19 protein-coding genes are annotated in these 14,882 nt (G+C 77.4%); 12 read left to right on the top strand and 7 right to left on the bottom strand.

Annotated features, from left to right (window positions below):
* Nucleotide 1 precedes the first annotated feature (1 nt).
* Nucleotides 2-568: a TetR/AcrR family transcriptional regulator gene (locus ACYVOF_RS10470; protein WP_460866242.1), complete on the bottom strand. Its 567-nt coding sequence runs from the start codon at nt 566-568 to the stop codon at nt 2-4.
* Nucleotides 569-588: 20 nt separating this feature from the next.
* On the opposite strand from ACYVOF_RS10470, the gene ACYVOF_RS10465 reads away from it, so the two are divergent.
* The 5 genes from ACYVOF_RS10465 (at nt 589) to ACYVOF_RS10445 (ending at nt 6,459) form a co-directional block, all read left to right on the top strand.
* Nucleotides 589-2,217 (top strand): FAD-binding oxidoreductase, encoded by a 1,629-nt coding sequence (locus ACYVOF_RS10465; protein WP_460866240.1) that lies wholly within the window; start codon nt 589-591, stop codon nt 2,215-2,217.
* Complete coding sequence (locus ACYVOF_RS10460) at nt 2,214-3,104, top strand: diacylglycerol kinase (RefSeq protein WP_460866239.1); 891 nt, start codon at nt 2,214-2,216, stop codon at nt 3,102-3,104. The genes ACYVOF_RS10465 and ACYVOF_RS10460 overlap by 4 nt, the downstream gene beginning before the upstream one ends.
* Nucleotides 3,105-3,175: 71 nt before the next feature.
* Nucleotides 3,176-4,711, top strand: a complete 1,536-nt coding sequence (locus ACYVOF_RS10455) for an amidase (RefSeq protein ID WP_460866237.1) — start codon at nt 3,176-3,178, stop codon at nt 4,709-4,711.
* Nucleotides 4,708-5,622 (top strand): alpha/beta fold hydrolase, encoded by a 915-nt coding sequence (locus ACYVOF_RS10450; protein ID WP_460866235.1) that lies wholly within the window; start codon nt 4,708-4,710, stop codon nt 5,620-5,622. The genes ACYVOF_RS10455 and ACYVOF_RS10450 overlap by 4 nt, the downstream gene beginning before the upstream one ends.
* A 9-nt stretch (nt 5,623-5,631) precedes the next feature.
* Nucleotides 5,632-6,459 (top strand): DUF1028 domain-containing protein, encoded by an 828-nt coding sequence (locus ACYVOF_RS10445; protein ID WP_460866233.1) that lies wholly within the window; start codon nt 5,632-5,634, stop codon nt 6,457-6,459.
* 9 nt (nt 6,460-6,468) lie between these two features.
* Here ACYVOF_RS10445 and ACYVOF_RS10440 read toward each other — a convergent pair whose 3' ends face one another.
* Nucleotides 6,469-6,927: a tRNA (cytidine(34)-2'-O)-methyltransferase gene (locus ACYVOF_RS10440; RefSeq protein WP_460866231.1), complete on the bottom strand. Its 459-nt coding sequence runs from the start codon at nt 6,925-6,927 to the stop codon at nt 6,469-6,471.
* A gap of 42 nt (nt 6,928-6,969) precedes the next feature.
* Between ACYVOF_RS10440 and ACYVOF_RS10435 the strand changes: the two genes are divergently transcribed.
* From ACYVOF_RS10435 to ACYVOF_RS10425, 3 genes are all read left to right on the top strand, one after another.
* Nucleotides 6,970-7,449 (top strand): hypothetical protein, encoded by a 480-nt coding sequence (locus ACYVOF_RS10435; protein ID WP_460866229.1) that lies wholly within the window; start codon nt 6,970-6,972, stop codon nt 7,447-7,449.
* Between the two features lie 145 nt (nt 7,450-7,594).
* Entirely contained in the window at nt 7,595-8,206 is a 612-nt protein-coding gene (locus tag ACYVOF_RS10430) for a phosphatase PAP2 family protein (RefSeq protein ID WP_460866227.1), read from the top strand.
* Between the two features lie 17 nt (nt 8,207-8,223).
* Nucleotides 8,224-8,436, top strand: a complete 213-nt coding sequence (locus tag ACYVOF_RS10425; RefSeq protein WP_460866225.1) for a hypervirulence associated TUDOR domain-containing protein — start codon at nt 8,224-8,226, stop codon at nt 8,434-8,436.
* A 5-nt stretch (nt 8,437-8,441) separates the two neighbouring features.
* Here the strand turns inward: ACYVOF_RS10425 and ACYVOF_RS10420 are convergent, their stop codons facing one another.
* Complete coding sequence (locus tag ACYVOF_RS10420; protein ID WP_460866223.1) at nt 8,442-8,825, bottom strand: hypothetical protein; 384 nt, start codon at nt 8,823-8,825, stop codon at nt 8,442-8,444.
* 1 nt (nt 8,826) lies between these two features.
* Nucleotides 8,827-9,264: an SRPBCC family protein gene (locus ACYVOF_RS10415; protein WP_460866222.1), complete on the bottom strand. Its 438-nt coding sequence runs from the start codon at nt 9,262-9,264 to the stop codon at nt 8,827-8,829.
* A gap of 79 nt (nt 9,265-9,343) precedes the next feature.
* On the opposite strand from ACYVOF_RS10415, the gene ku reads away from it, so the two are divergent.
* From ku to ACYVOF_RS10395, 4 genes are read left to right on the top strand one after another with little or no spacing between them, the layout of a single operon-like run.
* The gene (gene ku / locus ACYVOF_RS10410) at nt 9,344-10,384 is read left to right on the top strand and encodes a non-homologous end joining protein Ku (protein WP_460866220.1); all 1,041 of its coding nucleotides are present in this window, start codon (nt 9,344-9,346) and stop codon (nt 10,382-10,384) included.
* Nucleotides 10,377-11,279 carry a non-homologous end-joining DNA ligase gene (gene ligD, locus ACYVOF_RS10405; protein ID WP_460866218.1) on the top strand — a complete coding sequence of 301 codons (903 nt, stop codon included), beginning with the start codon at nt 10,377-10,379 and terminating at the stop codon, nt 11,277-11,279. The genes ku and ligD overlap by 8 nt, the downstream gene beginning before the upstream one ends.
* A 33-nt stretch (nt 11,280-11,312) precedes the next feature.
* Entirely contained in the window at nt 11,313-12,074 is a 762-nt protein-coding gene (locus ACYVOF_RS10400) for a DeoR/GlpR family DNA-binding transcription regulator (protein ID WP_460866216.1), read from the top strand.
* Nucleotides 12,075-12,082: 8 nt separating this feature from the next.
* Nucleotides 12,083-13,015 (top strand): D-isomer specific 2-hydroxyacid dehydrogenase family protein, encoded by a 933-nt coding sequence (locus ACYVOF_RS10395; protein ID WP_460866215.1) that lies wholly within the window; start codon nt 12,083-12,085, stop codon nt 13,013-13,015.
* Nucleotides 13,016-13,046: 31 nt separating this feature from the next.
* Here the strand turns inward: ACYVOF_RS10395 and ACYVOF_RS10390 are convergent, their stop codons facing one another.
* From ACYVOF_RS10390 to ACYVOF_RS10380, 3 genes are all read right to left on the bottom strand, one after another.
* Entirely contained in the window at nt 13,047-13,718 is a 672-nt protein-coding gene (locus ACYVOF_RS10390; protein WP_460866213.1) for an urease accessory protein UreD, read from the bottom strand.
* A gap of 10 nt (nt 13,719-13,728) precedes the next feature.
* Complete coding sequence (gene ureG, locus ACYVOF_RS10385) at nt 13,729-14,391, bottom strand: urease accessory protein UreG (RefSeq protein WP_460866212.1); 663 nt, start codon at nt 14,389-14,391, stop codon at nt 13,729-13,731.
* 45 nt (nt 14,392-14,436) lie between these two features.
* The coding region (locus tag ACYVOF_RS10380) for an urease accessory UreF family protein (protein WP_460866210.1) at nt 14,437-14,882 on the bottom strand (446 nt) is incomplete at its 5' end.

Genomic DNA, 14,882 nt, shown 5'->3' with positions numbered 1-14,882 from the left:
CTCACGGCCGCAGGTACCCGTCGAGGGCGCGCCGCAGCTCGGCGTCGAGGTCGGCGGGGGCGAGCACGGGCGACACGGTGGCCGCGGAGACCACGGCCGCCTGCGCCAGCAGCAGGACCACCGCCGCCAGCCGGCCGGGGTCGCCGGGACGCACGGTCGCCGACTGCTGGGCGGCGGTGACGGCGGCGGTGAGGACCTCGAGCACGGCCAGCTGGCTCTGCCCCAGCCGCTGGGAGGTGTAGGTGGCCAGCAGCTCCGGGTCGCGGGCGAGGATGGTGGCGAGCAGCTCGTTGCCGCGCAGGGCGGCCACGGTGTCGAGGACGGCGGCGACCAGGCCGGCGCGGTCGCCGTCGCCCACGGCGGCCGGCAGCAGGGCCGTGACCTCCCGGGTGACGACGTCGGCGACCAGCGCCGCCACGTCGGGCGAGCGGCGGTAGACGGTCGGCCGGGAGACGCCGGCCTCGCGGGCCACCTCGGCCAGGGTGGTGCGGCGGACGCCGTGGGCGAGCACGCAGCGGCGGACCGCGTCCAGGATGGCGTCGTCGACGCTGACGTTACGAGTTGGCATTGTGTGTAACACTGTAACGCATGACGAGCGCAGCGCTGCCGACGTCGGCCGGACCCGCCCCCGCGATGGCCTGGAACGCCTGGGGCGTGGCGGAGGCCGCGCACCCGCTGCCCGAGCAGGTGCGCACCCTGCTGGGCCAGGCGCTCGGGGTGGAGCACCGCGACACCCCGTCGGTCGCGGAGGCCGACGTGGTGCTGGAGCCCGTCGTGCTGCCCGCCGCCGCCCGCGCGGCCCTCGAGGCCGCCGTGGGCGCGTCCGGGGTGGACAGCTCCGACGCGACCCGGCTGCGGCACGCCGGCGGGCGCTCCACCCCGGACCTGCTGCGCCGCAGGGGCCGTGCACCCCAGGCCGCGCCGGACGCGGTCGTCGCCCCGGGCAGCGTCCCCGAGGTGCAGGCCGTCCTGGCCGTGGCCGTCGAGCACGACCTGGCGGTGGTCCCGTTCGGCGGCGGCACCGGCGTGGTCGGCGGGGTGGACCCGGTGCGGGCGGACCGTGCCGGGGTCGTCTGCCTCGACCTGCACCGCTTCGACCGGCTGCTGGCGCTCGACGAGGTCTCCGGCACCGCGACCCTGGAGGCCGGACTCCGTGGCCCGCAGGCGGAGTCACTGCTGCGGGAGCGCGGGTTCTCCCTCGGGCACTACCCGCAGAGCTTCCGCCACGCCACCGTCGGCGGCTTCGCGGCCACCCGCTCCTCGGGGCAGGCCTCCGCCGGGCACGGCCGCTTCGACGACATGGTCGAGGCGCTGACCCTGGTCACCCCGCGCGGGGTGCTGGCCCCCGGCCGCGCACCCGGCTCCGCCGCCGGGCCCGACCTCACCCGGCTGGTGCTCGGCTCCGAGGGCACCCTCGGCGTCATCACCGACGTGACGGTGCGCGTGCACCGCGTCCCCGAGGTCACCCGCTACGCCGGGTGGTCGTTCCCCGACCTGGCCACCGGGGCCGACGCGCTGCGGACCCTCGCCCAGTCCGGGTCGCTGCCCACCGTGGTGCGCCTGTCCGACGAGGTGGAGACGGCGATGAACCTGGCCCTGGCCGCCGACGTCGGCGGGGCGAGCCCGGCCGCGGGCGGGTGCCTGGCCGTGACGACCGTGGAGGGCACCACCGCGCACGCCGACGCCCGCCACGCCGAGGTCACCGCGCTGCTGCGCGCGGCCGGCGGCACCCCGCTGGGCGAGGCGCCCGCGCGCGGGTGGGAGGCGGGCCGGTTCGACGCCCCGCACCTGCGCGACGCGCTGCTCGACGTCAACGCGGTGGCCGAGACGCTGGAGACCGCGACGACGTGGTCGCGGCTGCACGCCCTCAAGGCCGCCGTCACCACGGCGCTGGTCGAGACCCTCACCGCCGCGGGCACTCCCCCGCTGGTCATGGCCCACGTCAGCCACGTCTACCCGGCCGGGGCGTCGCTCTACCTCACGGTCGTGTTCGCCCGCGGGGACGACCCGGCCGCCCGGTGGGCGGCCGCCAAGACCGCCGCGGGCGACGCGATCGCCGCGGCCGGGGCGACGATCACCCACCACCACGCCGTGGGCCGCGACCACCGGCCGTGGATGCGCGCCGAGGTGGGCGACCTCGGCCTCGACGTGCTCCGCGCCGTCAAGGACGCCCTCGACCCGGCGGGCGTGTGCAATCCCGGGGTCCTGATCCCGTGACCGCTGTCCCCACCCGCCGGCTCACGCTGCTGGTCGGCCCGCGCGCCGGCCGCGGCCGCGCCGACGGCCTGGCGGAGGCCGCCGCCGGTCGGCTGCGCGGGGCCGGGTGCGAGGTGCAGGTCGTCACCGCCCCCGACGCGGCGGCGACCACGGCCGCCGCGCGCGCGGCGGTCGACGCGGGCACCGACGCGCTCGTCGCGGTGGGTGGGGACGGGATGGTGCACCTCGCCCTGCAGCTCGTCGCCGGCACCGAGACCCCGCTCGGGGTGCTGCCGGGGGGCACGGGCAACGACGTCGCCCGCACCCTCGGTGTGCCGCGCGACGACTCGGCGGCCGCGGTCGAGGTCCTGCTCGACGGCCGCACCCGGCGGGTCGACCTGGGCCGCACGGGCCCGACGTGGTTCGCCTCCGTGCTCGCGGCGGGCTTCGACTCCCGGGTCAACGCGCGCACCAACCGGATGCGCTGGCCGCGGGGCCGGGCGCGCTACACGGTGGCCACCCTGGTGGAGCTGGCCCGCCTCGAGCCGCTCGCGTTCACCGTCGAGACCGCCGAGCAGACCCTGGAGCTCGACGCGACGCTGGTGGCCGTGGGCAACGGCACCAGCTACGGCGGCGGCATGCGCATCTGCCCCGACGCCCGCCTCGACGACGGCCTGCTCGACGTCACGGTCGTCGCCGCGAGCAGCCGCACGTCCCTGGTGCGCACCTTCCCGACGGTGTTCCGCGGCACCCACGTGCTCGACGACCGCGTCACCACGCTGCGCACGGACCGCGTGCGGCTCACCGCCCCCGGCGCCGGCGCCCACGCCGACGGCGAGCCGGTGGCCACCCTGCCCGTCGACGTGGAGTGCGTGCCGCGGGCGGTGACGGTGCTCGTCCCCCGCTGACCCACCCCACCCGCCTACGGTGGTCGACACCCCGGGGCCGCCCGCCCCGGGACCCCACCCGGGAGGCCGTCGTGCCCATCACCCCACCCTCGCGCGCCGACGTCCTGCGACTGGCCGCCGTCCACGGCTTCGCCGTCTCCGAGGACGACGTCGACGAGTGGGTGGCCCTGGTGGCCGGCGGCGTCGCCGGACTCGGCCGCCTCGACGAGATGGTCGAGGACACCGAGCCGGTCCGCTGGCCCCGCGCCGACCTGGGGCACCGGCCGGACGTGGCGGACAACCCGTTCGGCGGCTGGGCGTGGCGCTGCTCCGTCCCGGGCGCCCCCGACGGCCCGCTCGCCGGGCTGCGAGTCGGGGTCAAGGACAACATCGCCGTGGCCGGCGTCCCCCTGCTCAACGGCAGCCCCATGATGGAGGGCTACGTGCCGCGGGAGGACGCCACCGTGGTGACGCGGCTGCTCGACGCCGGAGCCGAGGTGGTGGGCAAGACCGCGGTGCCCGGGTACTGCTTCGACGGCGGTGGCATCACGGGCTACCCCGACCCGCAGCCGGTCAACCCGTGGGACCCCACCCGCATGGCGGGCTCCTCCTCCAACGGCAGCGCCGTCGTGCTCGTGACCGGTCAGGTCGACCTGGCCCTGGGCGGGGACCAGGGCGGCTCGGTGCGGCTCCCCGCCTCGTGGAGCGGGTGCGTGGGTCACAAGCCGACCCACGGCCTGGTCCCCTACACGGGCGCGTTCCCCATCGAGACCTCGATCGACCACCTCGGGCCGATGGCCCGGGACGTGGCCACCTGCGCACGCGCGCTGGCGGTGCTCGCGGGCGAGGACGGCCTCGACCCGCGCCAGCAGGGCGTGGTGGTGCAGGACTACGTGGCCGCGCTCGAGCTGGGCGCCCCGGGCCTGCGGGTCGGCGTGCTCACCGAGGGCTTCGGCATCGAGGGCGTCTCCGACCCCGCGGTGGATGCCGCCGTGCGGGCCGCGGCCGAGGCGCTGCGCGGGGCCGGCGCGACCGTCACCGAGGTGTCCGTGCCCTGGCACCCCGACGGGCTCGCGATCTGGAACGCGGTCGCCACGCAGGGGGCCACCGACCAGATGGTCCGCGGCGACGCCGTCGGCACCGGGTGGCGGGGCCACTACCCGACCGCACTGGTCGACGCGTACGGCACCGCCCGCCGCGCGCGGGGCGCCGACTACCCGCCCACCGTGGTCTCCACCGTGCTCACCGGGGACTGGATGACCGAGCGCAGCGGGCACCACTACTACGCGAAGGCCCAGAACCTGGCCCGGGGCCTGCTGCGTCGGTACGAGGACGCCCTGGCCGGCGTCGACGTGCTGCTGCTGCCCACCACGGCCACGACCGCCCGTCCGGTCCCGGACCTGGGGGCACCGGTCGGCGAACGGGTGGCGGCGGCGCTGGGCAACCTGCACAACACCGCCCCCTTCGACGTCACGGGCAGCCCGGCGCTGTCCGTCCCCTGTGGCCTCGCCGACGGTCTCCCGGTCGGGGCGATGTTCGTGGGCCGGCGCTTCGACGACGCGACGGTGCTGCGCGCGGGTGCGGCCTACGAGGCGGCCCGCGGGCCGTGGCAGGGCCCGCCCGCGTGACCGAGCTGGTGCCCACGCCGGACGGCCGCGAGCTCGAGGTGCTCGTCACCGGGCCGGCGGACGGCCCGGTGCTTCTCTTCCACCACGGCACCCCGCAGGCCGCGGTGCCGTTCCCGCTGCTCGAGCGGGAGGCGGCGGCGCGGGGCCTGCGCGTGGTCACCGCCTCCCGGCCCGGCTACGGGCGCTCCACCCCGCGCCCGGACGGGGCCACCACCGCCACCGTGGCCGACGACGTCACCGACACCGCGACCGTGCTCGACCACCTCGGCGTCGGGGACTTCCTGACCGTCGGCTGGTCCGGGGGCGGGCCCCGCGCACTGGGCTGCGCGGCGCGGCTGCCCGACCGCTGCCGCGGCGCGGCGTGCTGCGTGGGCATCGCGCCGCACGCCGGGTGGCCGGGCGGTGGGATCCCCGGGGGCGCGTTCCCGGGCGACGTCCGCGACGGCATGGGCGAGGAGAACGTCACGGAGTACACCGCCGCGCTGGCGGGCCCCGACGCCCTCGACGCCCACCTGGCCGGGGAGACCGCGCTGTTCACGGTGACGGGGCCCGAGCTGGCCGAGCAGCTCGGCTCGCTGGCCCCGCCGGTCGACCGGGCCGCGCTCACCGGCGAGCTCGCCGGGACCCTGGCCGCGGCGTTCCGCCACGCGGGCGCGCAGGGCACCCGGGGCTGGCGCGACGACGACCTCACGCACCTGCGCCCCTGGGGGTTCGACCTCGCCGCCGTCACCGTGCCGGTGGCGGTCTGGCAGGGCCGGGAGGACACGATGGTGCCGCTGGCCCACGCCGAGCACCTCGCCGCGACCGTGGCCGGGGCGCGGCCCCACCTCGTCGACGGCGAGGGCCACCTCTCGCTCCTGACGAGCCTCGGCGGCATCCTCGACGACCTGCTGGCCCACGCGCGCCCCTAGGCTCGGCCGGTGACCTTCTCCATCGCCGCCCGCAGCGCCGACGGCCGCCAGCTCGGGGTGGCGGTGGCCAGCAAGTTCCTCGCGGTCGGGGCCGCGGTGCCCGCCGTCCGCTCCGGGGTCGGCGCGATCGCCACCCAGGCCTTCGTCAACCTCGCCTTCGGCCCGCAGGGCCTGGCCCTGCTCGCGACCGGGGCGGACGCACCGTCCACGGTCGCCGGTCTCGTGGCCGCCGACCCGGGGTCGGCGTCCCGCCAGGTCGGGGTGGTCGCGACGACCGGGGACGGCGCGAGCTTCACCGGGGACGAATGCCACCCCTGGGCCGGCGGGCTGACCGGGGACGGGTACGCCGTCCAGGGCAACATCCTCACCGGGCCCGAGGTGGTCGAGGCCATGCAGGCGGCGTTCACCGCCCACGACCCCGACGCACCGCTGGCGCGCCGGCTGCTGGCCGCGCTCGCCGCGGGGGACGCCGCCGGCGGGGACAGCCGCGGCCGGCAGTCCGCGGCCCTGCACATCGTCTCCCCCGGCGGCGGCTACGGCGGGGGCAGCGACGTGCTCGTGGACCTGCGCACCGACGACCACCCGGACCCGCTCGGTGAGCTGGCCCGGCTGCTCGACCTGCACGACCTGTACTTCGGCCGGCCCGACCCCGCCGCGCTGCTGCCGCTGACCGGCAACCTGGCCCGCGAGGTCGCCGCGCTGCTCGCGGGCCGCGGGTACCCCGGGCCCGACGTCGAGCGCGACCTGGCCTCGTGGGCGGGCGTGGAGAACTTCGAGGAGCGCCTGGTGCCCGGCTCGATCGACCCGGTGGTGCTGGAGCAGCTGCGGGCACGCTGACCGGCCCGCTCAGGACCCCTCGCGGTAGCCGTGCTGGCGCCAGGCCTCGTACACCGCCACGGCCACCGCGTTGGAGAGGTTCAGCGAGCGCCGGCCGGGGATCATCGGGATGCGCACCTGCCCGGTGACGCGGGGGTCGGCGAGCACCTCGGGGGCCAGGCCGGTGGGCTCCGGGCCGAACAGCAGCACGTCGCCGTCGGCGTAGGCCAGCTCGGAGAACCCCTGCGCCGCACCGGCGGTGAACGCCCACACCCGGCCGTCGAGCGCGGCCCACGCCCCGGCGAGGTCGTCGTGGACGCTCACCCGCGCCAGGTCGTGGTAGTCGAGACCCGCGCGGCGCAGCTTCGGCTCCGACAGGTCGAACAGCGGCGCCACGAGGTGCAGGTGCACACCGGTGGCCGCCGCGAGCCGGATCGCGTTGCCGGTGTTCGGCGGGATCCGGGGCTCGTGGAGCACGACGTGGATCACGCGCCCAGCCTGGCACGCGACGGCGTGGCAGGGTCGGCGGCCATGGCAGCGAGCACACGGGACGGCGCAGGCGACCACCGCCGCCTCGAGCTGGTCCGCGGGACCTGGGGCGCGGCGTGCCTGCTGGCCCCCCGGGCCGTGCTGCGCTCGTGGGGCGCCCACCGGGACACGACCAGCGTGGTGGTGACGCGCGTGCTGGGGGTGCGCCACCTCACCCAGGCCGCGCTGTCGGGCAGCGCCCCCACCCCGCGCACCCTGGCCATGGGGACGTGGGTCGACGCGGTGCACTCCCTGACCGCCCTCGCCCTGGCGGTCCGCGACCCCCACCGGGCACGGGCCGGGGTGGGCGACGCCGCCGTGGCCGCGCTGTGGGCGGCTGCCGGGCTGCGGGACCTGCGCCGCAGCGAGCCCGGTCCCGAGGTGCCCGCCAGCCGGCGCGACCGCGCGGCCCAGGCGGTGCTGCCCCGGGTCCCGGGGGGCGCCCCGCTGCTGCGGCTCGCCACCGGCTCGGCGCAGCGCTGACTCCCAGCCCGCTCCCAGCGACCGGCCAGGTCGGTCCGGGACCGTCGACGGCGTGACCGCCCCCAGCCCGACCCCGACCGCGCGCCCGGCCCACGGTTCCCCTGCGTGCCGACCGGCGCCCGCGACCGATGACCACCCCTCCCCCGTGGTGGCCGCAGCCGCGGCCGCCGCCGCGGCGGGCGGGGTCTGGCTGGTGCAGGCCACCGCCGTCGGCACCGCGACCGGCCAGCGGGTGGACCAGGCCGTGATGGTGGCGGCCGCCGGGGTCCCCGGCCTGGTGGGCCGGCTGACCGCGGCCCTGCTGGACCACCTGGGCCCGGCCGAGGTGGCGGGCGTCCTCGCCGTCCTGGCCGTGGTGGTGCTGCGGCGCGGGGTGCCGCGCGCCGGGTCGGTCGCCGCCGGGGTGCTGCTCGGGGCCGACCTGACCACCCAGCTGCTCAAGGCCACGCTGGCGCGTCCCGACCTGGGCCTGGGCACGAGCGGCTCGCTGCCCAGCGGGCACGTCACGTTCGTCGCGGCGCTCGCCGTGGCCGGGGTGCTGGTGGCCGCGCCGCGGTGGCGGGTCGTCGTGGGCGCCCTCGGTGCGGTGGCGGTCGCGCTCACCGCGGTGGCCGTGCTGGTGCAGCAGTGGCACCGGCCCAGCGACGTGGTGGCCGCCCTGCTCGTCGTCGCGGGGTGGGTGCCCCCGGCCCGCCTCGCGCTGCGGCGCCGCCGCACCGACCCCATCCTGGTCCCGGCCGCACCCGGCGGCCGCTGAGCGAGCAGGAGGCAGTCGTGGCGCACCGCAAGGGCACCGAGGTCAGCTGGAGCTGGGGGCAGGGCACCGCCAAGGGGGAGATCACCGAGGTCCACACCGACAAGGTGACCCGCACGGAGAAGGGCTCGGAGATCACCCGCAACGGCACGGACGACAACCCCGCCTACGTCATCAAGCAGGACGACGGCACCGAGCTGCTCAAGCTCGACAGCGAGGTCGAGAAGGCCTGAGCGCCTCAGCCCGCGAGCCGGTCCAGGGCGCGGGAGGCCACCCGCAGCGAGAACCCGGCCAGCGGCAGCTCGACGAGCACGGCGAGGGTGAGCGCCACGGCCAGCCCGGAGCCGGACGAGGTGGTGACGTCGAACCACGCGTCGGTGACCAGCATCGCCGCCGTGGCTGCGGCGGGCAGCACCACCCGCGGGCTGCGACGCACCGCCAGCACCCCGGTCGCCAGCATGACCGCGGCCAGGCCGACGTCGAAACCGACCCAGGCCAGCGCGTAGTGCGCGGCCACGTGGCGGCTGGGCAGGCGCACCGCGAGCACCACCACCCACAGCGCCAGCCCGACGGTCAGGGCCAGGTACAGCCGGCCGACCCGGGCGGGTGTGCGGGTGGCCACCTCAGATCCGGCGGCCCTCGGCCAGCAGCACCAGCCGGCGCAGGCTCTCCCGGTTGCGGGGGCCGATGGCCAGCTGGCGCAGCGGGCCGGGCACGAGCTTGCCGGGGCCGTGGCTGGCGTCCTCGGTCATCGTGATGAGGCTGCCCTCGCCGTCGGGCTCGACGGTCAGCTCCACGCGGGCCTCGCCGGCCGGCCACCCGCGGGCCTGCAGCGCCATGCGCCGCGGTCGCTGGTAGAGGACGCACGACGTGGTGTCGTCGATGAGCGTGGGCCACGGGCCGACGGAGTGGTGCAGCTCGGCGCCCACCCCGGGCCAGGTGCTGTCGACGGCGCGCATCCGGGACGCGCCCACCACCCAGCCGGCGTAGAGCCACCCGTCGGCGAGCACGTCGAAGACCTCGTCGGGGGTGGCGGTGGTGCGGCGGCGGACGTTGATCACTCCCCTTGTCTACGCCTGCCGGGTCGGCGACACCGCGCGGGAGCGCGCGCCGGGACGGCCCGACGTTGTTCAATGGGCCATGCGAGCAGTGTGGAAGGGCGCGATCTCGTTCGGCCTGGTGTCGATCTCGGTGCGCCTCTACACCGCCACCGAGGAGCACGACTTCCGGCTGCACCAGGTGCACAAGGCCGACCAGGGTCGCGTCCGGTACCGCAAGGTGTGCTCGGTCGACGGCGAGGAGCTCGCCGCGGACGACATCGCCAAAGCCTACGAGCTCGACGACGGCCGGCTGGTGGTGCTCGAGGCGGCGGAGCTGGCCGAGCTGCCCGTGAGCACCGACCACTCCATCCAGGTCCTGGAGTTCGTCGAGCTGCGCCAGGTCGACCCGATGTACTTCCAGAAGACCTACTACGTCGAGCCCGACCCGGCCGCCGAGCGGCCGTACGTGCTGCTGCGCCAGGTGCTGCGCGACGCCGACCGCATGGCGCTGGTCAAGATCACGATGCGCCAGCGCGAGTCGCTGGCGGTGCTGCGCGCCCGCGACGACGTCATCGTCCTGCACACCATGATGTGGCCGGACGAGATCCGCACCCCCGACTTCCCGTTCCTCGACAAGGAGATCGGGACGCGGAAGAACGAGCTGGACATGGCGCAGTCCCTGGTGGACACGATGTCGGGCGAGTTCGCCCCGCAGGGCTACACCGACGACTACCGCGACGCGATGGGCGCCATGATCGAGGCGAAGGCGGAGGGCACGGCGCTGCCGGCGGCCCCCGAGGCGCCGAAGGGCAGCGGCGAGGTGGTCGACCTGATGACCGCGCTGCGCCGCAGCATCGAGCGGACCAAGGGCCCCGCCGCGATCGAGACCCCCGCCGCGGCCCCGAAGGAGGAGGCCCCCGCCGAGAAGACGACCGCGAAGAAGGCCCCGGCGAAGAAGACTGCTGCGAAGAAGGCTGCGACCACGAAAGCCGCTGCGAAGAAGACACCGGCCACGAAGAAGGCCACCACGACGAAGGCCGCCGCGACGAAGGCCGCCGCGACGAAGGCACCGGCGAAGAAGACCACTGCGAAGAAGACTGCTGCGACGAAGGCACCGGCGAGGAAGGCCTCGGGTGGCTGACCACGGTGGGGCGCAGACGGTCTCGGTCGACGGCCGCACGCTCAGGGTGACCAACCTGGACAAGCCGCTCTACCCCGACGGGACGACGAAGGGTGACGTGCTGCGCCACGTGCTCGCCCTCGCCCCCGGCCTGCTGCCCCGGGTGGCGGACCGGCCGGTCAGCCTGCGCCGCTGGCCGGACGGCACCGCGGGCAGCTCGTTCGTCCAGAAGCACGCCAAGGCCGACACCCCGGACTGGGTGCGCACCGAGAGCGTCGAGGGCCGCGGCCACGACCCGGTGCGCCACGCCGTGCTCGACTCCGTCGCCGCCCTCGTCTGGGCCGCCAACCTGGCCGCGCTCGAGCTGCACGTGCCGCAGTGGCGCTTCGACGGCCACGAGCGCCGCGACCCGGACCTGCTGGTGCTCGACCTCGACCCGGGCGAGCCCGCCGACGTCCTCGACTGCGCCCGCGTCGCGGTGCTGCTGCGCGAGCGGCTGCACGACGACGGGCTGACGGCGTTCCCCAAGACCTCCGGCGGCAAGGGCCTGCACCTGCTGGTGCCCGTCACCGGCGGCGACACCTCCGGCTACGCCAAGGCCCTGGCCACGGCGCTGGCCGGCGACCACCCGGACCTCGTCGTCGCGACCATGGCCAAGGTGGACCGCCCGGGCAAGGTCTTCCTCGACTGGAGCCAGAACAACCCGGCCAAGACGACCATCGCCGCCTGGTCGCTGCGCGGCCGGGACACCCCCACGGTGTCGACCCCGCTGACCTGGGACGAGGTGGCGGCCGCGGCGCACGACGAGGTCGGGCCGGACGCGCTCTCGTTCTCCCCCGACGAGGCCGCCGCCCGGCTCGACGCGGGGGACCCGCTGGCCGACCTCACCTCCCGCGCGGCCCCCCTGCCCGGCTGAGGGTGCCGGGCGCCGCCGTGGCAGGGTGCCACCGTGTTCGCCGAGGAGCGCCAGCAGCAGGTCCTCGCCCTCGCGCGCCGCGACGGCCGGGTCGGCGTCACCGACCTCGCCGCCCGGCTCGACGTGACCCCGGAGACGATCCGGCGCGACCTGGGCCTGCTGGAGCAGGCGGGGGTGCTGCGCCGCGTGCACGGCGGGGCGATCCCGGTGGAGCGCCTCGGCGCCGAGCCCGGCCTGGACGAGCGCGACCGCGCGGCCGCCGCCGAGAAGGACCGCATCGCGGTGGCGGCGCTGGACCAGCTCGCCGGCGCGCGGTCGCTGCTGCTCGACGCGGGCAGCACCACCGCCCGGCTGGCCGACCTGCTGCCCGACGACCCCGGGCTGACGGTGTTCACCAACTCCCCCACGGTCGTCACCCGGCTGGTCACCCGGCCCCGGCTCACCGTGGTGCTGCTGGGCGGCCGGGTGCGGGCCCGGACCCTCGCCGCGGTGGGGGCGACGACCCTTGAGCAGCTCGAGCGGCTGCACGCCGACGTGGCCGTCCTCGGCACCAACGGCGTCTCGGTCGAGCGCGGCCTCACCACGCCCGACCCGGAGGAGGCCGCGGTCAAGGCCGCCATGGTGCGGGCGGGCCGCTGGACGGTGGCGCTGGCCGACTCGGCCAAGGTCGGCAGCGACCACCTCGTGCGGTTCGCCGAGCTGCGCGCCGTCGACGTGCTCGTCACCGACACCGGGCTGGGCGAGGACGCGGCCCGCGCGCTCACCGCGGCGGGCCCCGAGGTCGTCCGCGCCTGAGCAGGAGCATGATCGGGGCCGTGAGCAGCTCCCCGCGCGTCCACGTGTCCCCCGCCCACGACGGTCTCGCCGAGGCGGTCCGCGCCGGGGGCGGCGAGCTCGTCGACGCGCTGGACGGGGCCGACGTCCTGGTGTGGTCCACCCCGCGGCCGGGCGGGTTCCCCGAGCTGCCCGGGTCGGTGCGCTGGGTCCAGCTGCCGCTGGCCGGCATCGAGGCCTGGGTCGACGGTGGGGTGCTGCGGCCCGGCCCCACCTGGACCTCGGCCGCCGGGGCCTACGCGGCCACCGTGGCCGAGCACGCCGTAGCCATGCTGCTGGCCGGGGTGCGGGGCCTGCCCCGCGCGGTGCGGCAGACCAGCTGGGACCCGGCGGCGGTCGGGCCCCCGATCGGCACCCTGGCGGGCGCGACGGTCGGCATCCTCGGGGCGGGCGGCATCGGCCGGGCCATGATCCCCGCGCTGCGCGGCCTCGGCGCCGAGGTGCTGGCCGTGACGCGGTCCGGCCGGCCCGTCGACGGCGCGGTCCGCACCCTCGACGCCGCGCACGCCGGCGAGGTGTGGGACGCGGCCGACCACGTCGTCGTCGCCGCGCCGGCCACCTCGTCGACACGCCACCTCGTGGGGGCCGACGAGCTGGCCCGGCTCGGTACCGGCGGCTGGCTGGTCAACATCGCCCGTGGGTCCCTGGTGGACACCGACGCGCTGGTGACCGCCCTGCGGGACGGGACGATCGGCGGGGCCGCGCTGGACGTGACCGACCCCGAGCCGCTGCCCGACGACCACCCCCTGTGGACGCTGCCCACCGCGCTGGTGACCCCGCACGTGGCCAACCCGTCGCACCACGCGGCCGCCGCGCTGGCGGACCGGGTGCGCGACAACGTCTCCCGCTGGGCGGCGGGCGAGGAGCTGCTCGGCGTCGTCGACCTCGACGCGGGGTACTAGCCGACCTCGACGCGGGCTACCAGCGGACCGCTCAGGGGCACGCGCCGGGCGGCAGGGTCGCGCTGAGCTCGGTCGTGAGCGCGCCGCCCCCGGCGAGGGCGAGCCGCACCGCGTGCCGGTCCGCGCTGACCCACTCCCCCGCAGGCACCGCGGGCCCCACCTCGAGCAGGCTGCGCAGGGCGCCGGCGTGCTCGAGCCGGTCGTGGGTGGGCGAGCCCGGGCCCAGCGCCACCTCGTGGCGCAGCCGGGGCCGGCCCGCCACGTCGACGTCGAGCACCCCGGTCCAGCGGCCGGGCTCCTCACCGGCGCGGCCCAGCTGGACCCGCTCGAGCACCGCCAGGGCGGCGTCCGCCGCGACCCGGGCCCGGGTGCGGGTGCGGTGCCGGGCCCGCCCGGTGACCACGGTGGGCTGCGGGCACACCACCAGCGACGCCGCGTCGGCCACCTCCAGGGACCAGTCCGCGCAGCTGTCGGGGCGCTCCCGGCCGGGCAGCACCACCGACGCCGCCACGCTGCACACCCGCAGCACCGCACCGGGCTCGACGACCACGCGCACGTGCACCTCGTCCCCGCCGAGCGGACCGGCGGCGGCCCCGAGCAGGTGCACCACCCCGTCGGTGCTCACCCGGGCGGTCAGCGCCCCCACCGCCTGCACGCGGGGCCGGCGGCCGACGCGGCCCACGACCTCGACGTGCGTCCTCACCGGTGCGAGCTCACGGCGCGGGCACGGCGGCGAGCTGCTCGCGGACCCACGCCAGCACCGGGCCGGCCGACGGGTCCTCCCGCAACGAGACCAGCGCGGTCGGCCGCGTCCCCCGCACGGCGCCCGCGTCGTCGGCCATCACCTGCAGGCTCGCGCCCACCAGCGGGGCGAGGTCGGTCTTGTTGACCACCAGCAGGTCCGACAGCGTCACCCCCGGGCCGCCCTTGCGCGGCACCTTGTCCCCGCCGGCCACGTCGATGACGAACACCTGGGCGTCGACGAGGCCGCGGGAGAAGGTGGCGGTGAGGTTGTCCCCACCGGACTCCACGAGGACCAGGTCCAGCGGCGGCAGGGCGGCCACCAGGTCCTCGACGGCGTCGAGGTTGGCGGTGATGTCGTCGCGGATCGCCGTGTGCGGGCAGCCCCCGGTCCGGACCGCGGCGATGCGCTCGTCGGGCAGGACGGCGTTGCGGCGCAGGAAGTCCGCGTCCTCGGTGGTGTAGATGTCGTTGGTCACCACGGCCAGGGAGACCTCGTCGCGCAGCTCCCGGCACAGCGCGGCCACCAGCGCCGTCTTGCCCGACCCGACGGGTCCGCCGATGCCGATGCGCAGGGGGCCGGCGGCGCGCTCGTGGTGCTCGTGGGGGTCTCCGGCGTCGAGGTGCGGGGGCACGGGGGGTCCTTCCGGGTCGGGGTCGGGGTCGGGCGACGGGCGGGGTCAGGAGGCGAACAGGGTGAGGTCGCGGCGGACGTGCCGCTCGGCCAGCAGGTCGGCCCACGGGTCGGCGGGGGCGGGCAGCTCCCCGCGGGCCACGGCGTCGCGGGCGGCGGCGGCCACCTCGTCGCACAGCCCCGTCAGGCCGAGCGTGCAGGCCGCGACCTCCCCGGGGTCCAGGGCGAGCAGGCGCTGCGCCGCGGTGGCCGCGCCGGTCAGCGTCGTCCACACCACGGCCAGCGCGGCGTCGTGCGGGCCGAGCCCGGCCACCCGGGCCACCACCCCGAGGGCGACGCCCTGGTGCGGCCGGCTGCCGAGGGCGGCGAGGTCCGCACCGGGCCAGGTCACCCGGGCCAGCCGCAGCAGCCCGCGGCCCTGGGCCCGCGACGCCGCGCGCAGGGCCGCCGACGGCGTGCGGGCGTCGGCCTCGGCGTCGAGCACGGCGGGAA

It is taken from the genome of Rhodococcus aerolatus (assembly GCF_054783215.1).
This window is presented reverse-complemented; position numbering and strand designations above follow the sequence as displayed.